This is a genomic window from Rhizobium sp. RAF36, assembly GCF_052114105.1.
Lineage (GTDB): Bacteria > Pseudomonadota > Alphaproteobacteria > Rhizobiales > Rhizobiaceae > Rhizobium.
Genome location: NZ_JBFREC010000008.1, coordinates 199,714 through 219,811 on the forward strand (window position 1 = coordinate 199,714; position 20,098 = coordinate 219,811).

The following is a 20,098-nucleotide window of genomic DNA, read 5'->3' on the forward strand; positions in this document are numbered from 1 at the left end:
ATATTTCTGAAGAGCACTGTCTCACCTCCCGATGAATGAATCCCGGGACCCACTGACGTGGATCCACCTCCCTGAGAAAGGCCGATGAACTTGCGCATGAACAAAGCCGGGGGGCGTCCATGCCAAGTTTTTAGAGCCGGGTCGAATAAAGCGCTTCACGTTCTTATTTGTCAATAAGCAAAATAATTTGTCATTCAGTGATAAATTATATCGAAACAGATAAGCGGCGTCTCTGCTGCGTGGCGGCTGCCCTGATGCGGAAGAACGCCCCTTTTGACCGGAAACCGCATCCGGCGCGCCGGGCGACGGCGACAATGTGCAGTTTAATGCACCAATTGCGTGAAGGCCGAACGCCAAACAGGCGTCGCAATGCCGATCAATGTTAGAAAGCTAACGCCTTGAAATATTTGCCCGCATCCCGATTTCTCGGGATAGCAAAACGATCCCGCAGATGAGATTAAAAGACCGTAAAATGTTTCAGTTTGGGGCGGCGGCCGGATGAACGACTATATGACGGAAGACACTTCAGCGCGGTCCGCCGATGCCGGGATATTCATGTGGCAGCTGGGCGACGACACTGTCTATGCCGATGCCGCGTTGGCCGATCTCTTCGGGCTGGATTCGCGTGAAGCCGAGCGTGGTCTGCCGATCGTCCGGTTTCTCGACCGCATCCGCGAGGACGACAGACCGGATGTTGCCAAGGCCATTCACGAAGCGATCGTCACGGGCGAAGCTTACCAGCGCGACTACCGGATCGTGCGGCCGGATGCCACGGAGGTCGGCGTCTCGGCATTCGGGCGATGCTTTCGAGACGCGAACGGCACGCCCTCGCACTATGCGGGCATTGTCTACCCGTCAATCGGCCAGCCGATGCCATCGGAGAGGCTCTTCTGGCATTGCCTGCAGGCGCATGATCTGGCGCGGCAATGCGGCGAAATGGAAATGGTGGAGCTTTTAGGCCAAGCTCTGCGCCGTTACGGTCGGCGTTCCGAGCAGGATACGTCCATTCACTGAGAACGGGCGCCGCGTTTCCCACACGGCACCCGAAGCGATCGCCGTAGCGTGGGCCTTACATCACTCGGCCGCCACCTTCGGAAGTGCGCCCCGCAGCAAGTCTGGCCGGGAAAGACCGAGATGATCCCTCAACGTATGGCCCTGATATTCCTGCCTGAAGAGGCCGCGGCGGCGCAGTTCCGGGACGACGAGCTCAACGAAGTCCGACAGGCCCCAGGGAAGCGCCGGTGACATGATGTTGAAACCGTCGGCCCCATGGTTGACGAAACGCTCCTCCAATTCGTCGGCGATGTCCTCAGCGGAACCGACAATCTGCCAATGGCCGCGGGCGCCCGCCACGCGCTCGTAGAGCTGACGAAGCGTCAAGTTCTCGCGAGCCGCAAGCTCGAGGAAAAGCGCCCTGCGGCTCTTCCCGCCCTCGGTCTCCGGCAGATCCGATATCAGCAGATCGACCGACATCGTCCTTATGTCCTCCACGCCCGCAAGATCGGCGAGCATGTCCAGTCCGACAGACGGCTCGAGAAGGCTTTGCAACTGCTCGAACTTGTCGCTCGCTTCCTGCCTGGTCTTTCCGACCACGGGGAAAACTCCGGGCAGGATCTTGAGGTCATCTGCGGAGCGCCCGTATTTGGAGAGGCGCCCCTTCAGATCGCTATAGAAGGCAACGGAGCCCGCCAATGTCTGCTGTGCCGTGAAAACCGCTTCTGCCGTTCGTGCCGCAAGCTCTTTGCCCGGCTCGGAGGAGCCCGCCTGGATGACGACAGGCCGTCCCTGAGGAGGCCGGGGAATATTCAGCGGTCCCCGCACCTGGAAGAAGGTGCCGCGATGGTCGAGCGCGCGGACTTTGCCGGGATCGAAATAGATCCCGTTCTCCCGGTCGCGGCTGAAGGCGTCATCATCGGTGGTATCCCACAGGCCGGTCACGACATCGACGAATTCTTCGGCTCGCCGATAGCGATCGGCATGGGCAATAATGGCGTCGCGGCTGAAGTTGAAGGCGGCGCCCTGATCCGCAGAGGTGACGAGGTTCCACCCTGCCCGGCCATCCGAAAGATGATCGAGCGACGCAAACTGGCGCGCAAGGTTATAGGGATCGGAAAAAGAGGTGGATGCCGTCGCCACCAAGCCGATCCGGCTCGTCACCGCCGACAAGGCCGATAGCAACGTGACGGGTTCGAAGGGATAGAACCCGGAATGAGCCTTGCGGCTCGCGGCCGCCGCATCGGTGATACGGGCGCTGACGCCATCGGCAAGGAAGACGGCGTCGAACTTGGCTTCCTCGGCGATGCGCGCGAACTGCGCAAAGTCCTGAAAGCGGGTGCTGTCGGACGCGCCTGGATGGCGCCATGCGGCAACATGATGTCCCGTATAGAGCAGGAAGGCGCCGAGGCTCATTTGGCGGTCACGTCTAGGCATAAAAATCTCCCTTCAAACGCGCTTGCGGCGCGCCATCAATGCAGGCCAAATTCATTCAGCAATTGTTCGCGCAGCCGCACGAAGCGCGGCTCGCTGCGGTTTCGCGGCCTCGGAAGATCGACCTCGATCTCGCGCGTCCGCCCGCCTTTGTCCTTGGGCAGGATCAGCACCCTGTCGGCCAGATAGACGGCTTCCTCGAGATCATGCGTAACGAGGATCATCGTCACCCGCTCTTCGCGCCAGATGCGCGCGAGCTCCTCCTGCATGGTGATTTTCGTCATCGCATCGAGCGCTCCGAACGGCTCGTCCAGCAGCAGGATCTCCGGCTTGACGGCCAGCGCCCGCGCGATGCCGACGCGTTGCGCCATGCCGCCCGAAAGCTGCGATGGCAGGGCATCGGCAAAGTCGCTGAGGCCGACAAGCTTGATGTAATGCCTGGCGCTTGCACGGGCTTCCGACTTGCCTAGCCCACGATTTTCCAGCGGAAAGGCGACATTGTCGAGCACGCTCAGCCAAGGCAGCAGCCGCGGTTCCTGAAAGATAACCGCCCGGTCGCGGCCAACACCGCGAACCGGCTGCCTGTCTATCAGAACCTCGCCGCGATCGGCATCCTCAAGCCCCGCAAGCACCCGAAGCAGCGTTGTCTTGCCCGACCCTGATGCACCGACGATCGCAAGACTTTCCCCAGCGCGAATGTGATTGCTGACGCCCTGAAGCACGTCGAGACGACGGCCCTTGATCGAATAGGATTTCGAGAGGTTTCGGATCGTGACTTCGCCACGGACTGCCGGTTCGGCGATGCTCATCGCTTATCTCCTCAGTTCGCGACTGCGAAGTTGGCAGGATTGTAGAGAATATCCTCGGCCTTGAGCTGGCCCGGCTGAAGAACGCCGCCGCGTGCCAGAATGTCGATCCAGAACTGCAGATCGCGGGTCACCGCCTTGCCGCCTTCGCGCACACCGTAGCCGGTGAAATACTGGGCGATATCGGCATTCTCACCGCGCGAAGCGAGCACCTTTGCGATGACGGCTTTCGTCTCCTCGGGATGCAGACGCGCATATTCGAGGGCAGCTTCGGACTTTTCGACGAAGACCTTGGCAGCCTGCGGATGTTCCTTGATCCAATCGCGGCGCAGCACGACGAAGCCGCCGGCGATTTCGCCGAGCACATCGGTATCCCCGAAGACCTTCTGCAGCGGACCATTCTTCAGGGCAGCGCCTTCGAAGGTCTTCTGCCAATAGCCGAACGCGGAGATATCAACCTGCTTCGAGCGAAGGACCTGCTCGAGCTGCGGGCCCGGCACGACGACGAGCTTTGCGGCATTCTCGGGAAGGCCGACCGAATGAAGCGCCTCACGGACCGTGTAGTCCAGATGCGCACCAAGCGTGTTGACGGCGATCGTCTTGCCGGCAAGGTCCTTGATCGAATGGATCGGGCTTTCGTCAAGCGTGTAGAAAATGCTTTCAGTCGTCTTGTTGATGCCGTTCGAAGCATAGGCCGCGATGAAATCATTGCCGCTGGCAACCGAATTCAAAACGGCTGCCGTCGCAGCGCTGCCGAGCTCGACATCGCCGGAAGCGAGTGCAAAGAGCGATGCCGGACCGCCCTGCGCGTAACCGACATTCTTGAGCGTGATGCCGGTGCCGTTGAAGTAGCCCAGCGCATCCGCCAGTTCGTGGGCAGCAAGGCCACCCTGGCTGGCCAGGAACCGGATCGTCACCTGCTCCGGTTCGGCAGCAGCGGCGAAACTGGTGGAAGCGGCAAGAAAGAGGCCGGCGGTGAGCGCGAGGGCGTGACCGCCGGAACGGCGCAGAATGTGCATTTCAATCTCCTGAGTTTTGGTGGATCAGCGCTTTGTGCGGCTGAGAGCATGCGTTTCAGTTCTTGACCTTGGTCCAACGGCAAAGCCGGGCCTGCAGGCGTTCGAGGACGAAGTTCGCGGATAGCCCGAGCAGTGCCAGAAGCAGGATCGCGGCAAACATCATCGGAATCTGGAAGTTGTATTGCGCATTCATGACCTGGAAACCGACACCGGAATTAGCGCCGATCATCTCCGCAGCAATCAAGAGCAGGAGGGCCGTCGTGGCGGAAAGACGCAACCCGACGAAAATCTGGGGCAATGCAGCCGGCAGCACGACACGGCGGAAGATGGTCAAGCGGCCGGCGCCATAGACGCGTGCCATTTCGAGGAGCTTGGGATCAACCTGCTTCACCCCGCCGATCGTCGACAGGAGGATCGGAAACAGCGTCGCCCAGAAAATGACGAAGATCTTCGACGCTTCGCCAAGCCCGAGCAGGAGAATGAAGACAGGATAGAGCGCAAGCGCTGAGGTCTGGCGGAAAAGCTGGAGGATCGGGTCGAGAGCGCGCTCGATGATGCGGATTTGTCCCATGAACAGCCCGAGCGGGATACCCACGGCAGCCGCCGCTCCGAAGGCGATACCGGCCCGTTGCAGGCTGATCAGGATATCATTCGAGAAAGTACCAGCGGCAATTCCGTTCCAGAGCGCCTGGACGATGATGCTGAGCGGCGGCAGGACGGCCTTATTGGTCCAGCCCATCGACGGTGCGATCTGCCAGAAGACGGCGAATGTGATGAGAAGCCCCCAGCGGGAGAAGATGTTTCCGGTGAAAGACAGAAACTCTCTGCCTGCCCCTTCCCGCCAGAAAGCTCCGGCCTGAAAGCCCTGCAATACGGCTGGCTGGTCATCGTTGATTGCCATCTGCATGTCTCCTTGTTGGCTTTTCGCTATTCTGCGGCTTCAGACGCTGGGCTTGCCCAGCGGGTATGCGGGAAAGAAAGGCCGAGATTGCCGCGGAGCGTGTTCTCCTCGTAGGCGGTGCGGAACAGCCCTCTGCGCTGCAGCTCCGGGATCACCAGATCTACAAAGTCCGTGAGGCCGGTGGGCAGCCACGGCGGCAGGATGTTGAAGCCGTCCGCCCCCTCATTTTCGAACCATTCCTGAAGCGTGTCGGCAATCTGCACGGCCGAGCCGACGATCGTGTAGTGTCCCCTTGCCGAGGCGATCCACTGGTAAAGCTGCCGGATCGAGAAGTTGTTTTCGTCGGCAATGCGGCGGATCAAGTCCTGGCGGCTTTTCATCCCTTCCGTCGGCGGCGCTGGCGGGAGCGGGCCATCGAGATCGGCGCCGGCAAGATCAAGCTCGCCGCCACTCAAGGCGTTGATGAGCGCAAGGCCGTCTTCCTCGATGATCAAGCTCGTCAGACGTTCGTATTTTTCGCGCGCTTCGGCTTCCGTCCGGCCGACAAATGGCGAGACGCCCGGCATGACCAGAACATGAGCTGGATTTCGTCCATGCGCCCGAGCACGGGCCTTGATGTCGCGATAGAACTCTTGCGCGGTATCGAGCTTCTGGTGGGCGGTGAAAATCACCTCGGCGGTAGCCGCGGCAAGGTCGCGGCCGTCGTCGGACTGGCCCGCCTGAACGATGACCGGGTGACCCTGCGGGGAGCGGCTGACATTCAGCGGTCCCTCGACCTTGAAATGCTCGCCGCGGTGATCCGTACGGTGGACCTTGTTCACGTCGAAATAAACACCGCTTTCGCGATCACGGATGAAGGCATCGTCCTCGAAGCTTTCCCAGAGCTTCTTGACGACACTCACATGCTCGGCTGCGCGGCGGTATCGTGCGGCATGGGGAAGCTGCTGGTCCCGGTTGAAATTCCGGGCTGCTGCTTCCGTCGCTGTCGTGACGACGTTCCATCCGGCTCGTCCGCCGGAAATCAGATCAAGCGAAGCGAACTTGCGGGCCACCGAATAGGGCTCTTCATAGGTCGTCGAAGCGGTGGCGATGAAGCCCAGATGCTTTGTAAACGGCGCAAGAGCGGAGAAAAGTGTCACGGGTTCAAATCCGACGACCCTTGCGTTTCCGCCTTCGATGCCGCCGCCGAAGGCAACCGCGAGCCCGTCCGCCAGGAAATAGGCGTCGAACAGACCACGTTCGGCTTCCTGCGCGAGCTTGATATGGAACTGGAGGTTGGTTGCGCCATCGACCGGCTGGTCCGGGTGCCGCCACGAAGCAATATGCTGGCCACCGCCAGGTAGAAAAGCGCCCAATCTGATCTGTCGTGCCACCGAATTCCTCCTCGGTTCCATTTGCGATGGCGAAGGGATCGGCCATCGGAAGCATCGGAACGCGACATAAAATTCGATGAAATCTAGAAATTTGATAGGCTATTAATTCTTTCGCTTTCCCACCCGCTAAATTATTTTTCTAATTTGCCGGACATATCGGTAAAGGCGGCGAGCCGAATAGCTTCGGCGGAAGGCGCAGTTCTCCCGAAGCTACCTCTATCGGGTGCTGCCTCGGACGATCAGTTCAGGCTCCAGGGTGACGTCCGATACGTTCGGCGAACCATCGTTGATGGCAAGAAGCACGCGTTATGTTTGCCTGGCGTGGCTCAATGTCATGGGCGGCGCCGCATCACGCCAGCCCGGCTAATTGGCAATCATGTCGGCGGCCTTCTCGGCAATCATAATGACAGGTGAATTGGTATTGCCCGACACAATCGTCGGCATGACGGACGCATCAACGACCCTCAGCCCCACAAGCCCTCTGACACGCAATTCCTGATCAACGACTGCATGGTCATCGCTTCCCATCCTGCACGTTCCAACCGGATGAAAGATCGTCGTCGCTATGTCGCCCGCTCTCTGGATCAGGTCTTCGTCACTCTGAAACTCTGCGCCCGGCAGCATCTCCTTGGGCGCGAAGCGCGATACTGCCTTGGCCTGCATCAGACTGCGGGCATGACGGATCGATCTCGCCGCCACGATACGGTCGCCGGCGGTCGAGAGATAGTTTGGCCTTATATCCGCAGCTACCGACGTGTCTGGCCCTGAGATGTGGACTGTGCCGCGGCTTTCGGGGCGGAGGTTACACACCGAAACCGTGACGGCGGGGAAGCGATGCAGCGGCTCGCCGAGCCTGTCGGTGCTGAGCGGCTGGACGTGATATTCAAGATCTGCGGTTGCCAGCGACGGATCGCTTTTTGCGAAGATGCCGAGCTGGCTCGGGGCCATGGAAAGAGGGCCGGAGCGGCGCAGTGCGTATTCCAGCCCCATCCCCGCGCGGGAAAAGAGGTTGTGATAAAGCTGGTTCAGCGTTCTTGCGCCTTCGATACGGAAGACCGTGCGGATTTGCAGGTGGTCCTGCAGGTTTTCGCCGACGCCATCAAGCGGGTGAATGACGTCGATCCCGGCCGATTGGAGCACACCGGGTCTGCCGATGCCAGAAAGCTCCAGGATCTTCGGCGAGTTGATCGCACCGGCGGAAAGGATAACCTCGCGGCTGGCCCGTGCCTGATGAACCTTGCCGTTCGACCGGAAGCGGACGCCGGTGATCCGCCGGCCGTCGAACTGGAGTTTTTCCGTTTCCGCCGCGGTCAGGACGCGGAGATTGGGGCGTCTCATGGCGGGCCGGAGAAAGGCCCTTGTGGTGTTCCAGCGCATCCCACCCCGCTGGTTGACCTCGAAATAACCTGAGCCCTCGTTGTCGCCCCCATTAAAATCATCCGTCTTTGGAATGCCGAGTTCCTCGGCCGCATCCCGAAAAGCATCGAGAACGGGCCATGACAGGCGCTGACGCTCCACCCGCCATTCACCGCCCGCGCCGTGGATTTCGGAACTTCCCCGGTAGTTGTCTTCCGACTTGCGGAAATATGGAAGGACGTCGTCCCAGCCCCAACCGGCATTGCCCGCCTGACGCCACCCATCATAGTCGGCGGCCTGGCCGCGCATATAGATCATTCCGTTGATCGAGGAGCAGCCGCCGAGAAGCTTGCCGCGTGGATAGGGAAGCGAACGCCCGTTGAGGCCAGCCTCCGGCATCGTCGTCATCATCCAATCCGTCCGCGGATTACCCATGCAGAAGAGATATCCGATCGGAATATGGACCCAGTGGTAACGGTCACTTCCGCCAGCTTCCAGAAGCAGAACGCGATTGTTTGGATTGGCCGACAGCCGGTTTGCCAGGACACACCCGGCCGATCCAGCGCCGACAATGATGAAGTCATAGGTTCCTGCGTCAACCGGCGTCTCATCTCTGTGCATGGTCAAGCCGCGGCCTCCGCCAAAGCAGGAGGGACTGCCGTCAGCCGCCGCCAAAGGGGCGCCATCGCCTCGGCGATGTCAGTGTAGAGCGCGTAGCGTCGTGCATAGTGGGCTTCCAGCGTGGTGTCCGGCCGGTAGTGCCGCTCAACGCGGACCATTGCTTCGGCACCTGCTTCAAAGTCTGCGAAGAGACCGACGCCGGTGCCGGCCGCGATCGCAGCGCCAAGCGCGCCGGTCTCACGCGAGCGGGCAACGGTGACGGGAACGCCAAGCACATCGGCGAAGATCTGTGGCCAGATGAGGCTTCGCGAGCCCCCCCCTGACAGCACTGCTTCGTTGAATACCGCGCCGGCCTTCCGGATCGTCTCGATATGCTGACGGTGACCGAACGCAACACCTTCGAGCACGGCGCGCACCAGATGGCCTTTGCTATGCCACCCCGCAATGCCGTAGAAGCCGGCGCGCGCATGGCCGTCCTGCTGAGCACCATAGACATAGGGGTGGTAGAGCGGATCGTCTGCGGCCGGATCGATTGCCCCAGCTAGCGCGCAGCAAGCGTCAAAGGGTGAACCGGCCGCTGAGTGGTCGCCCTCGAAGAACTCCTTGACCAGCCATTCGAGATTGGCAGCCGAGGTGGCGCTGTTCTCCATCGCCATGTAGCGGGTGCGATCGAAGGTCGATGACATGAAGACCGGCCCGTCGAGGTCGGGGCCATCGATGATAACCTGATTGATGCTCCAGGTACCTGCGATGATCGACGCACTGCCGGTGCGCGATACGCCAGAACCGAGCGCCGACGCAACGACATCGAACAGCCCGCCGACCACAGGCGTGCCCGTGGCAAGTCCCGTTTGCCGGGAGACCTCTTCAGTCACCGCACCGGCGATATCCGCACTTTCGATCAGCGGCGGCAGGAGATCCATGTGATCACCAAGACCGTAGGCCTCCATCAGTGCGGCGTCATAGCGACGCTCGGCAAGATTGAGCAGGCCAGCTCCGGACATGTCGGACACATCACTGACACGGCGGCCGGTCAGCCGGTTGACGACGAAGTCCTTGGAGAGGAATACCGTCCCGATACGGTTGAACAGGTCCGGCCGGTGACGCTTCAGCCAGGCCAGCAAGGTTGGCGTCTGCGATGGCCAGGGACGCTGCCGGGCGATCGGATGTGTCCGATCGCCGACGCCCTGCGACTGCCATTCCTCCACCAGCGCAGCGGCTCGCGTATCGAGCGATTGGATGCCGAGCAGCGGCTCTCCGCCCCGATCCAGTGCATAGAGGCCGTTTCCATGACCGGCACAGCCGACGCCGGCAATATCCCCGGGTTCGATGGCGGCCTGCTCGATGCAGCTGCGAATGACCTTGCGGGCATTCGACCAGAGTTCGTCGAGCCCACGCTCTACGTGGCCGGGATGCGGCATCCGGCTGTGTCCCTCCGCGGATGCGGCGGCAATTTCATTGCCCTCCGTGTCGAAAATCACGGCCTTGATGACCGTGTTGCCGGCGTCCAGCCCCAGTAGATAACGTGCCATGCGGAACCCCTCCCAAGGTTTTTATTGAGTCTTAGCCGCGCTGATAAAGCTCGAAGGCATCGTCGCCGCCAGCATCGTCATGCACGATCGCCATCAATCCTCGAACAACCGCACTGGGGTTGGCGTGCTGATAGATGTTGCGCCCATAGACCATGCCGACCGCGCCCTGCCGCATCAAGGCCGCCGATTTGCCAAAGACGGCACGAAGGTCTTCCTTGCCGCCGCCACGCACCAGCACCGGGCACCGCGCCGCCTCGACAACCCGGTGAAAATCCTCGGCATTGGTCGTCGGGTCTGCCTTGACGATATCGGCTCCCATCTCACGGGCAAGGCGGGTCAGGGTGACGATCTTGTCGGCGTCACCGTCCACCATATAGCCGCCGGCCTTGTCGACCGGCTGCATCACCAGCGGTTCGATCATCAGCGGCATGCCGTATTTGTCGCAATCCGCACGGATGCGGGCGATGTTCTGGACACATTGGCGGAACAGGTCCGGCTCATCCGGCAGCATGAACAGATTGACGACGACACAGGCCGCGTCCATCTCGATGGCGCCGATCAGAGGTTCCGCCTCGTTCTGCAGCACGGCCCACATGTGGCGGTGGCGCGTGCTGTTGTACGGATTGCCCATATCGACGCGCATGACCAGCGCCGGCTTGTCCTTGCCCGCAACATCCTGCAGCAGGTCGGCCTGGCCGTAATTCATCTGGATTGCATCGGGCGCCGCATCGACCAGAGCCCGGACGACCGTTTGCATGTCTTCCAGGCCGCTCAGAAACGACGGCTCGTTGCACACTCCATGATCGATTGCCACGTCCAGGCAACGGCCACCACCGAACAGCCTGTTCATCCGGACTTTGCTGTTGTTTCGCATTCCATGCTCCTTTGTTCATTCCGTTCGAAAAGTGTGCTTTCGGCAACGCCGTGACGTTCGCGCAAGAGGGTCAGAAAGCGGGCGCGTTCGGCCTCGCGCTGCGCCGGCGTCCAGGATCTCTCGGTTGCAATAAGATCGAGCACGGCATCCACCATCTGCAGGGACAGATCACCGCTTATGGCAAGGGTGGTTCGCCTGAGAAGCACATCGTCCAGCCGTTCGACCGCTTCGTTGCGGATAAGAAAAAGCAGTTCGCGCGCCGAGTAGTCCGCATGCGGCATGCTTGCATCGGGTGCGGCTGCGATGAAGCTCGCGATCGCCTCCGCCTCTGTGCCGTAGCGAGAGAAAAGCGCTGCCATGCGCGCCGCGGGGAGCCCTTTTCCCGCCGCGGCTTCAGCGATCCAGGCTGCACGATCGAGTGGAAATCTCCGCCCGCCGCCGATTGCCCGGTCAGCGGTTGAGATCTGCCGCTGCCTGCCCAGCCGTTCCAGCGCGATGTCTGCTGCCAATTCGCCGAAGGACCGGAACGTCGTCCATTTGCCGCCGATCATGCACACCACCGCCGCACCGCCGTCATCGGCGTCGATGACCGTGCAGAAATGATCGCGTGGGATGCGGCCGGTGAAACTGTCCGTGCTCGCCGGCAGCGGCCGCACGCCGGAGAACTGAAAGCTGATCTCTTCCGGCCGGATCTCGATCCCCGGCAGGACGAAGGCAAGCGACTGGAGGATATAGTCGCGCTCGTCGGCCTCGCAGCGCACCGTTTCCGGGTCTTCGACGCGAATATCGGTGGAGCCGACCAGCACCTTGCCCAGATAGGGAAACAGGATGCAGATCCGGCCATCCTCGTTTTCGTAATAGATCATGTGGCCGCCAAGCGCATCGTGGAGAGCCGTATTGTCGATGATGAGATGCGAGCCCTTGGTTCCTCCCATCAGAGGTGCCGGGCGGGCATCCGGCATAAGGAGCGTGTTGTTGGTAATGTCGATCCATCCGCCCGTTGCGTTGATGATGAGTGCCGGCTCGATCGCTACCAACGCGCCGCCGATACTGTCGCGGAGGGCATAGCCGCCGGCTTTCCCGGTGATCTCCGCGTAGTTCAATGCACGCGCCTGTGGTTGCGCCGACAGTCCGTCGTCCAGCAGTTCGATGCCAAGCCGCTCCGGGTGGCTGACCCAGGCGTCGTAGTAGGTGGCGGAGCTCCGGATATCAGGATTGAGCGCCGGCCACTTGGCGAGAGTGGCCCGCCGGCTGCGAAACTGGTGCAACGGCATCATGGCCCGCTTGCGGATCAGGAAGTCATAGATGCAGAGCCCCGCCTTGATCGCAACGGCGCCGCGTCGGCTTGGCCGGCGGGTCAAGCCCAGGAAGCGGACGATGCCGTTGCCGAGCCCCGAGAAGATATCGAAAACCGGCACTGTCGTCGGCAGAGGGGCAACATAGTGCGGGGCGTTGCGCAGCAGCCGCTCACGCTCCATCAGCGATTCCTGCACCAGCTTGAATTCGCCATTCTCCAGATAGCGAAGGCCGCCATGCACCATGCGTGACAACGCCGCGCTCGCACCAGAGCAATAATCGTGCTTCTCGACGAGAAGCACATTGACCCCCTGTAGCGCCAACTCCCGGAAGACGCTGATGCCGTTGATACCGCCGCCAATGACACACACGTCCACTTTCGGGCTTTGGCGAAGCCCGTCCAACGTCTCTTCACGATTCATGATGGCGATCCGTTACCTGTCCATATCGGTCAGTTTCGCTGAGATGGCTGCGTCGATGGCCGACTGATCTTCCGCGTCCAGCCGTATGGTTCCGGCCCGGGCATTGTCGATCGCCTGTGCCGGATTGCGGGCGCCGCAAAGCGCGAAAGTGACGCCGGGCTGGGCAAGCGTCCAGGCGATGACCGTCTGCGCGATGCTGGCCCTGTGCTTGTCGGCGACCGGCCGGATGGCCGTGGCAAAAGCCAGCGCCTTCTCGCGGTTAGCCACAGAGAAGCGCGGATTGTCCCGCCGTTGGTCATCCCCGGAAAAGACCCGCTCAGGCCCGATCGCGCCGGACAGGAGGCCAAGTGCGAGAGAAGAGTAGCTCAGCGTCGCAATGCCGTTTGCGCCGGTCAGCGGCAACAAATCGGCCTCGATCTCTCTGTCGATGATGCTGAAACGCTCCTGGATGGCATCCAGACCGCCAGCGGAAATATAGGCCTTGAGCTCGGTGGCACTGACATTGCTGGCGCCGATCGCGCGGATCTTGCCTGATGTTTTCAGATCTTCGAGCGCCCGCATCGTTTCTTCGATCGGCGTGGTCGGGTCCTGCCAATGCGTGATGTAGAGGTCGATATAGTCGGTGCCCAGGCGGCGCAGGCTCTCTTCGACTTCATGGAAAATCGCATCGCGGCCGAGATAGCGGTAAACAGGCTTGCCGTCCTGATCGAAGAAATGCGTTCCCTTGTCCGTATGCCAGACCAGGCCGCACTTCGTTGCGATGACCGCCTTGTCGCGTCGGCCGGCGAGCGCCTTGCCAACGATTTCTTCCGACCGGCCGAGACCATAGGCCGGCGCCGTGTCAATCAAGGTCACACCGGCGTCGAGCGAGGCCTGGATCGCGGAGATCGATTCCGCCTCGTCCGTGCCGCCCCACATCCAGCCGCCGATAGCCCAGGTGCCAAGGCCGACCGCCGAGGCGGCGACGCCCGAAGATCCGATTTCGCGTGTCAATTGCTGCCCGCTCATGCGCGTCCTCCTTCCGAGCTTGCAAGCGCCAGAACGCGTGCACCGGTCGCCTCGTCGGTGACCAGCGTATCGAGATGGTGGCCGCGCATGACGCTGAGGATAGGACCCGCCTTGTTCGGCCCGCTTGCCACGCCGATCTTCGTCGGGATCGACGCGAATTCCGGCAGCGTCAGCGACACGAGAGAACGGTTGAGGCTGTAGTCGCAGATATCGCCTGCGTCATCGAGCAAGTGAGCAAGCAGTTCGCATGAGGCACCCGAGCGCTCGATCGCGGCGCGGTCGGTGCTGGAAGACGGATGGAGATCGTAATAGCTGGAGTCGTCGGAGAGGATCGAGCCGATGCCGACGATCGCCACCTTGGCCTCACGCGCTCTTTTGAAGACATCGGCAACCGAACGCATGTTGATCAGCATGCCGCGCTCGGCCGCGCTGTCGGCAAAGAGAGGCGCGTGGATCTGGTATGACCGGCCACCCAGCCTATCCGCCATCATCGTCGAGACGTGGTTCACATCGGTATAGTGCTTGCCCTGCACACAGCCCGTTGCCGGAATGACTTCGACACCGAAACGGCGCGGCGCCTGAAGACCGGCAACGACAGCGCTGACGCCCTTGCCACCGGTGATGCATATCGTGTCCCCGTCGGCAATCTGCTCCAGAAGCAGACGTGCTGCCGCCTCGCCAACCGCCTGCAAAGCCGTCTGCGGATTGTCGGAGACGGTCGGCACCACGATGGCACGGCTGATGCCGCCGAGAGCCAGAAGTTGTTCCTCCATGTCGACCAACGGCTCGACCGGCGATTTGATCTTGATTTCAACGAGGCCGAGCTGGCGCCCGCGCTTGATCAGCCGGTTGACGGTGGCATGCGAGATGCCAAGCTGGTCGGCGATTTGTGCCTGCGTCAGTCCTTCAAGGAAGTGCAGCACCAGAGCTTGATGCATCTGCCGCGCAATGACGATTTCTTCGCGCGGTGCGGCGGGAGATTTCGGTTTTGCAATCCGCATGTCAGATAGCCTTCCGCTTGTGAAGGAAATGGTCGATGGAAACCGCCGCCAGCAGAATGCAGCCCTTGATCATGTCCTGCCAGTAGACGGAGACATCGAGCAGGATCAGCGAGCTAGTGACGACCGAGAGAAGCGCAATGCCGAGGATGGCGCCCAGGATCGTCCCGGACCCGCCGCTGAGAGATGCACCGCCGATCACAGCCGCCGCGATGATGTTAAGCTCCATGCCAACGCCGAAGGTCGGGGTGGCCGCACCAAAGCGCGACATGTAGATGACGCCGGCGACGCCTGACAGCGTGGCGCAAAGAACCGTCACCCAGAACTTCACCTGGTCTGTCTTGATCCCGGAATAGAGCGCTGCCTTCTCATTGCTGCCGGTATAGAAAACCTTGCGGAAGGCGGTCGCCCGGCGCAGCAGGAAATCGAAGATGGCAACGACCGCCACGAAGATCAGGATGACGTAAGGCACCCCGTAGAACGTTCCCTGCCCGACCGCCTTGAACGACGGTGGCAGCGTGAACAGCGAGAGCGGCGTTCCCTTGGTGATGATCAGGCAGACTCCACGCACGATGACCATCGCCGCGAGTGACGTGATGAAATGGTTGAGCCCGACGACCGTGACAAAGAAACCCATCGCGCAACCGATCAGCGCGCTCGCGAGAATTCCGATCAGCGACGCGCTCCACGGATCGAGGCCCATCAGAAACAGCGAGCCCGACAGCACCATCGAGAAACAGACGACGGACCCGACGGACAGATCGATACCGCCGACGATCAGAAGGATGGTCATGCCGACCACGACGATGCCTTCCACCGAGAAGGACATCAGCATGGCTCTGAAATTGCCGAGCGTCAGAAAGTGCGGAGAGCCGAAACTCATGAGTACGCACAGTGCGAGAATGATGGCGATCAGCCCCGCCTCCCGCATCGTTCCGAATCTCTTCCAGGAAGAGGGCCGCTCCTTCGCCGCCGCCAATGCGTGATCTGTCATTGTTTGGTCTCCTGCCCCTGCTTTTTCTTCAGACGGCATGCTCTGATGCCTTTGTTGTGAAGTGTTGCCGCGTGTCGACACCGGAGGCTAGCCGCATGATCGCCTCCTCGGTCATCGCCTCGCCTTCGAGTTCGCCGGCAACCCGGCCTTCGTGGATGACGACCGCCCGGTCGCAAAGACCGAGCAGCTCGGGCAGCTCCGAGGTGATGACGACGATGCCGATCCCGGACCGCGCGAGATCGCGAAGCAGCCGGTGAATCTCGGACTTGGCGCCGACGTCGATACCGCGGGTCGGCTCATCCATGAGGATAACTTTCGGATCGACTGCCAGCTGCTTGGCGATCGCCACCTTCTGCTGGTTGCCGCCGGAAAGCGATGAGACCGGCATGTCGATGCCACCCATGCGGACGCCCAGGCGGCGCGTGAGATCCGTTGCCCGTTCTGCCTCCGCCTTCGTGTTCAGGAGCCCGAACCGCCCGGTCAGCGATTTCAGATCGAGAGCGGCGATATTCTGCGCGATCGACAGATCGAGGAAGACGCCAGAACCCTTGCGATCCTCCGACAGATAGACCACGCCCGCCCGAACCGCATCTGCATAGGATGCCGTCCGCAATGCCTTGCCTTCCAGCTTGACGTCGCCTTCGGTTACGGTGCGCAGGCCGCAGATGCCCTCTGCAATCTCCGTCCGGCCGGAACCGATGAGGCCGCCGATCCCCAGGATTTCGCCCTTCCGCAGCTCGAAGCTGACATCATGGAAGCGCTTGCCGTCGCCGAGATCGCGGATGGACAAAATGGGCTCTCCCCCGCGCTCGGAAACAGGCTGCTTTTCGGGATAGAGCTGCGTGATTTCGCGGCCGACCATACGGCGGACAATGTCTTCCGACGTGATTTCGGACACGTTCTCCGTCAAAACATAACGTCCGTCGCGAAAGACGGTGACCCGGTCGCAGAGACTGAAGATCTCGGCCATACGATGGCTGATATAGACGATCGATATTCCCTGGGCTTTCAGATCGTTGATGATGCCGAACAGCACCTGCGCTTCAGCTTCCGTCAGCGCCGCCGTCGGCTCGTCGAAGATCAGGACGCGGCAGTCGAGCGTCAGCGCCTTGGCGATCTCGACCAGCTGCTGGCTTGAGATCGGCAGATCGCCGACCTTCTGGCGGACGTCGATCGGAGCAAGGCGGTTCATCACCGCCTGCGCCTCGCGCTCCAGCCTGGCGAAATTCATGAAGGGCGAGCGGCGGCGGTTGGTTGCCGCCATGAACATGTTCTCGGCAACCGTCGCATCCGGGCAGAGCGCGATTTCCTGGTGAACGAGGCCGATACCCAGCGACTGGGCAAAGGCAGGGGAAGCGATCTTGACCGCTGCGCCATCGACAAGGATTTCTCCCTCATTCGGCTGCAATACGCCGGCGATGATGTTCATCAACGTCGATTTTCCCGCGCCATTCTCACCGCAGAGAGCATGAACCTCGCCCTTTTCAAGGGAAAACGTCACCTCTGTCAGGGCCTTGATCGCGCCAAAGCGTTTGCTGACATTGCGTATCTCCAAGACCGGCGCGTGAACCATGACAATCTCCCTCCTTCGTGCTTTGCGTGGCTGCCCGGAATCTCCTCATCCCGGGCAGCCTTGCTGAAAGCTTATTCCTCGATACCCTTGGTACCACGGCGCTTCAGATACTTGTCCCAATAGAAATCATCGGCATTGGCAGCCGTCACGATCGACAGGCCGTTGTCGACGAAGGGAATGCTCATCGGGTTGAAGCCCGAACGCTTGGCATCGTTCATCGGATCGATCAGTTCGGGATGCTTGGCAAGCCAAAGCATCATGAAGCCCATGTAGCCCTGCATGCCCTGGTTCGGATTGATCGAACCGAACACTTCGCCTGCCTTGATCATGTCGAGAATATTGGCGTTGACGTCGGCGCACATCACCAGGATCTTGCCGCCGCTTTCCTTGTTGGCCTGAGCCGCACCGATTGCAGAGTTCGCTTCCGGCATGAAGACGGCGTTGAGGTTCGGATGTGCCTGAACCAGGCTCATCAGGCCCTGGTAGGCCTTGTTCGGATCCTGGTTCGAAGCAGCCCGGCCGACGAGCTTCATGTCCGGATATTTTTCATCCATGCGGGCGATGAAAGCGGCAATGCGCTTGTCGTGGTTGTCCTGCCCCGGATTTTCCAGAACCGCATACTCGCCCTTGCCACCCAGTTTCTCGGCAATCGCATCGGCGGCATAGGTGCCTTCGCGCGTGTTGTCCGAGGTGATGAAGGAAATGCGCTTGGAAAGCGGTGAATCCGCCGCGAAGGTGACAACGGCCGTGCCCTGGCCGATCGCCCGGTTGATCGGCTCGATGAAGGGGTCGGAATTCATCGGGTGAACGAGAATTCCGGCTGGGTTCTGAGCCAGAGCCTGATCGAAGGTCGCGATCTGCTTGTTGACGTCATATTCCGGTGTGCCGGTATAGGCGGTCTCGCAACCGAGCTGCTGACCTGCCTGCTTGAACATTTCATAGACCGGAAACCAGTATTCGACGCCCGAAACCATAACGTTCATGACGTATTTTTCGCCCGGCTTGCAACGAAACGGGTTATCCGTTTCCGCTGCCGATGCCGCAGTGCTCAACGTCGCGGCAGCCAAAAGGGCTATCGCAGTCGTTCCTAGAAAATTGCGCAAAGTTCCTCCTCGAGGCCGAAGCCCCTCCCAAAAAGCCGATGGCGCGCTTGCGCCTTTTTAGTGAAACCGGATTTCCTCCTCGAACGCCGGTAATGTCAGTTAGCTTGAGGCAATGAGTACTGTCAATATAATTCACGCAATGAAATATATTTCATAAAGAAGCCGAGAAGTGAGGCCTGAAACCGTGGAATGTTTTGGTGGACAAGTATTCCGCGCTTGATCACACCTTGCCGCATCAGCCGGCCGAAGCAACTCTTCGGGCAAAGGGCAGACACAGCATCGCGCACGCCGTAAGAACGGCCATGACCATCCATGCCTCGTTGAGGGCCAGAACGGTTGCCGCGGTTTGCACAAGCGGGTCGATCGCCGCCATCGTCTCCTCGCTCAGCGGTCCTTTTTGATCGGCGATCATTTGCATTGGAATTCCGGCGAATGCCGCGGCCTTTACATCCCCAGCCTGCAGCCGCACCAAAAGCGCCTGCCCCAGCGGATCCGACCGGGTGTAGATGATCGTGTCGATTAGGGCGATGCCGATGGCACCGCCGAGGTTGCGCATCAGGTTGAAGAGCCCGCTCGCATCCGGGACCCGGTCTGGTGGCAGCGTTCCGAGCGCCAGGCGCGTTGGCGGCAGAAGGCAAAACATGATCGCGGTGCCGCGGACAACCTGCGGCCAGAACATCGCATCGTAATCGGAACGTGGATCCTGGAAGGCACTCATGGCGATACCCGCCGCAAATAGCGCAAAGCCGAAGGCAGATAACAGCCTGGCATCCACGCGCTTTTCCAGCGCCACGGCGATCGGTGCCGTCGCAAGCTGGGTTATCCCGGTGACAAGCATGGTCATGCCGATCTCCAGGGCGTTATGTCCGCGTACAAAAGCCAGAAAGACCGGCATCAGATAGACCGATCCGAACAGGCCGATGCCAAGGATGAAGCTGAGGATCGATCCCGCCAGGAAGTTCCGGTCGCGGAAATTGTTGAGGTTCACCAGCGGCCGCGACCGGCGCAACGTCCGCGCGGCGAAGGCAAATCCCGATCCGATCGACAAGATGAGAAGCGAGATGACGTAGAGCGACCGCCAGCCGCTGGTCGGAGCCTCCTTCAAGGCGATTTCCAGTGATGCGAGGCTCGCCGCCATCAGCATAAGCGCTGATATGTCAAGGTTTCGGAGCTCGGAAATGTCGCCGGTTTCCCGCGGCAGCGATCGCGCGGCAACCAGTGCCGCGAGGATGCCAGGGATGACGTTGACCAGAAACAGCCAGTGCCACGAATAGGTCTCTGTCAGCCAGCCGCCGACGATAGGCCCGACCGTCGGCGCGAGAACCGCGAGGACGCCGGCAATAGTCGTCGCAATTGTCTGCCGCTCCGCGGGGAAAAGGATGAAGACCGCCGAGAATACCGAGGGGATCAATGTGCCGCCGGAGAAGCCCTGAAGAACGCGCCAGGCAACGAGGCCGTCAAAACTGCCGCTCGTGGCGCAGCCGGCCGACGCGACAACAAAGAGGCTCAGGGAGGCGACGAACAGCCACCGCATGCTGAGGAGGCGCGTCAGAAAACCGGTCAGGGGTATCGCGACCACTTCAGCGATCAGGTAGGCGGTCTGTATCCAGCTCATCTGGTCCGGGTCGATTGCCAACGCTGACTGGATTGTCGGCAGCGAAGTCGCAACGACTTGAACGTCGAGGATGGCCATGAACATGCCTATGCACATCGCCAGAAAGCCGGTCCACACGAGCACGGGCTTCGAACTGGCGTCTGCAACATCAGGCATGGTTCTGGCCCTCCAGAGAGCCGC

At 61.0% G+C, this 20,098-nt stretch carries 16 protein-coding genes; 1 reads left to right on the forward strand and 15 read right to left on the reverse strand.

The features are described 5' to 3' along the window. Positions 1-498: 498 nt before the first annotated feature. Positions 499-1,014, forward strand: coding sequence for a PAS domain-containing protein (locus AB4Z25_RS24260; protein WP_442209592.1), 516 nt, complete (start codon positions 499-501; stop codon positions 1,012-1,014). A 60-nt stretch (positions 1,015-1,074) separates the two neighbouring features. Here AB4Z25_RS24260 and AB4Z25_RS24265 read toward each other — a convergent pair whose 3' ends face one another. The 15 genes from AB4Z25_RS24265 to AB4Z25_RS24335 form a co-directional block, all read right to left on the reverse strand. Then, on the reverse strand, positions 1,075-2,430 hold the full coding sequence (locus AB4Z25_RS24265; RefSeq protein ID WP_442209594.1) for an LLM class flavin-dependent oxidoreductase: 1,356 nt from the start codon (positions 2,428-2,430) through the stop codon (positions 1,075-1,077). A gap of 35 nt (positions 2,431-2,465) precedes the next feature. Continuing rightward, complete coding sequence (locus AB4Z25_RS24270; RefSeq protein ID WP_112390038.1) at positions 2,466-3,236, reverse strand: ABC transporter ATP-binding protein; 771 nt, start codon at positions 3,234-3,236, stop codon at positions 2,466-2,468. Between the two features lie 11 nt (positions 3,237-3,247). Continuing rightward, positions 3,248-4,252: an ABC transporter substrate-binding protein gene (locus AB4Z25_RS24275; protein ID WP_442209595.1), complete on the reverse strand. Its 1,005-nt coding sequence runs from the start codon at positions 4,250-4,252 to the stop codon at positions 3,248-3,250. Positions 4,253-4,307: 55 nt separating this feature from the next. Next, positions 4,308-5,153, reverse strand: a complete 846-nt coding sequence (locus AB4Z25_RS24280) for an ABC transporter permease (protein ID WP_442209597.1) — start codon at positions 5,151-5,153, stop codon at positions 4,308-4,310. Between the two features lie 26 nt (positions 5,154-5,179). Further along, positions 5,180-6,526: an LLM class flavin-dependent oxidoreductase gene (locus AB4Z25_RS24285; RefSeq protein WP_442209599.1), complete on the reverse strand. Its 1,347-nt coding sequence runs from the start codon at positions 6,524-6,526 to the stop codon at positions 5,180-5,182. A 363-nt stretch (positions 6,527-6,889) separates the two neighbouring features. Continuing rightward, positions 6,890-8,503: a GMC family oxidoreductase gene (locus tag AB4Z25_RS24290; RefSeq protein WP_442209668.1), complete on the reverse strand. Its 1,614-nt coding sequence runs from the start codon at positions 8,501-8,503 to the stop codon at positions 6,890-6,892. Between the two features lie 2 nt (positions 8,504-8,505). Next, the gene (locus tag AB4Z25_RS24295) at positions 8,506-10,035 is read right to left on the reverse strand and encodes an FGGY-family carbohydrate kinase (protein WP_442209601.1); all 1,530 of its coding nucleotides are present in this window, start codon (positions 10,033-10,035) and stop codon (positions 8,506-8,508) included. A 31-nt stretch (positions 10,036-10,066) separates the two neighbouring features. Beyond that, positions 10,067-10,909, reverse strand: coding sequence for a class I fructose-bisphosphate aldolase (locus tag AB4Z25_RS24300; RefSeq protein ID WP_442209603.1), 843 nt, complete (start codon positions 10,907-10,909; stop codon positions 10,067-10,069). Next, entirely contained in the window at positions 10,882-12,627 is a 1,746-nt protein-coding gene (locus tag AB4Z25_RS24305) for an FAD-dependent oxidoreductase (protein WP_442209605.1), read from the reverse strand. The genes AB4Z25_RS24300 and AB4Z25_RS24305 overlap by 28 nt, the downstream gene beginning before the upstream one ends. Positions 12,628-12,639: 12 nt before the next feature. After that, positions 12,640-13,635, reverse strand: a complete 996-nt coding sequence (locus tag AB4Z25_RS24310) for an aldo/keto reductase (protein WP_442209607.1) — start codon at positions 13,633-13,635, stop codon at positions 12,640-12,642. Further along, complete coding sequence (locus AB4Z25_RS24315; protein WP_442209608.1) at positions 13,632-14,636, reverse strand: sugar-binding transcriptional regulator; 1,005 nt, start codon at positions 14,634-14,636, stop codon at positions 13,632-13,634. Before AB4Z25_RS24315 ends, AB4Z25_RS24310 begins: the two co-directional genes overlap by 4 nt. A gap of 1 nt (position 14,637) precedes the next feature. After that, entirely contained in the window at positions 14,638-15,627 is a 990-nt protein-coding gene (locus AB4Z25_RS24320; protein WP_442209609.1) for an ABC transporter permease, read from the reverse strand. A gap of 28 nt (positions 15,628-15,655) precedes the next feature. Continuing rightward, on the reverse strand, positions 15,656-17,200 hold the full coding sequence (locus AB4Z25_RS24325; protein WP_442209611.1) for a sugar ABC transporter ATP-binding protein: 1,545 nt from the start codon (positions 17,198-17,200) through the stop codon (positions 15,656-15,658). A 71-nt stretch (positions 17,201-17,271) separates the two neighbouring features. Next, positions 17,272-18,303 (reverse strand): substrate-binding domain-containing protein, encoded by a 1,032-nt coding sequence (locus tag AB4Z25_RS24330; RefSeq protein WP_442209613.1) that lies wholly within the window; start codon positions 18,301-18,303, stop codon positions 17,272-17,274. Positions 18,304-18,538: 235 nt separating this feature from the next. Then, positions 18,539-20,074: a DHA2 family efflux MFS transporter permease subunit gene (locus tag AB4Z25_RS24335; protein ID WP_442209615.1), complete on the reverse strand. Its 1,536-nt coding sequence runs from the start codon at positions 20,072-20,074 to the stop codon at positions 18,539-18,541. Positions 20,075-20,098: the final 24 nt, after the last annotated feature.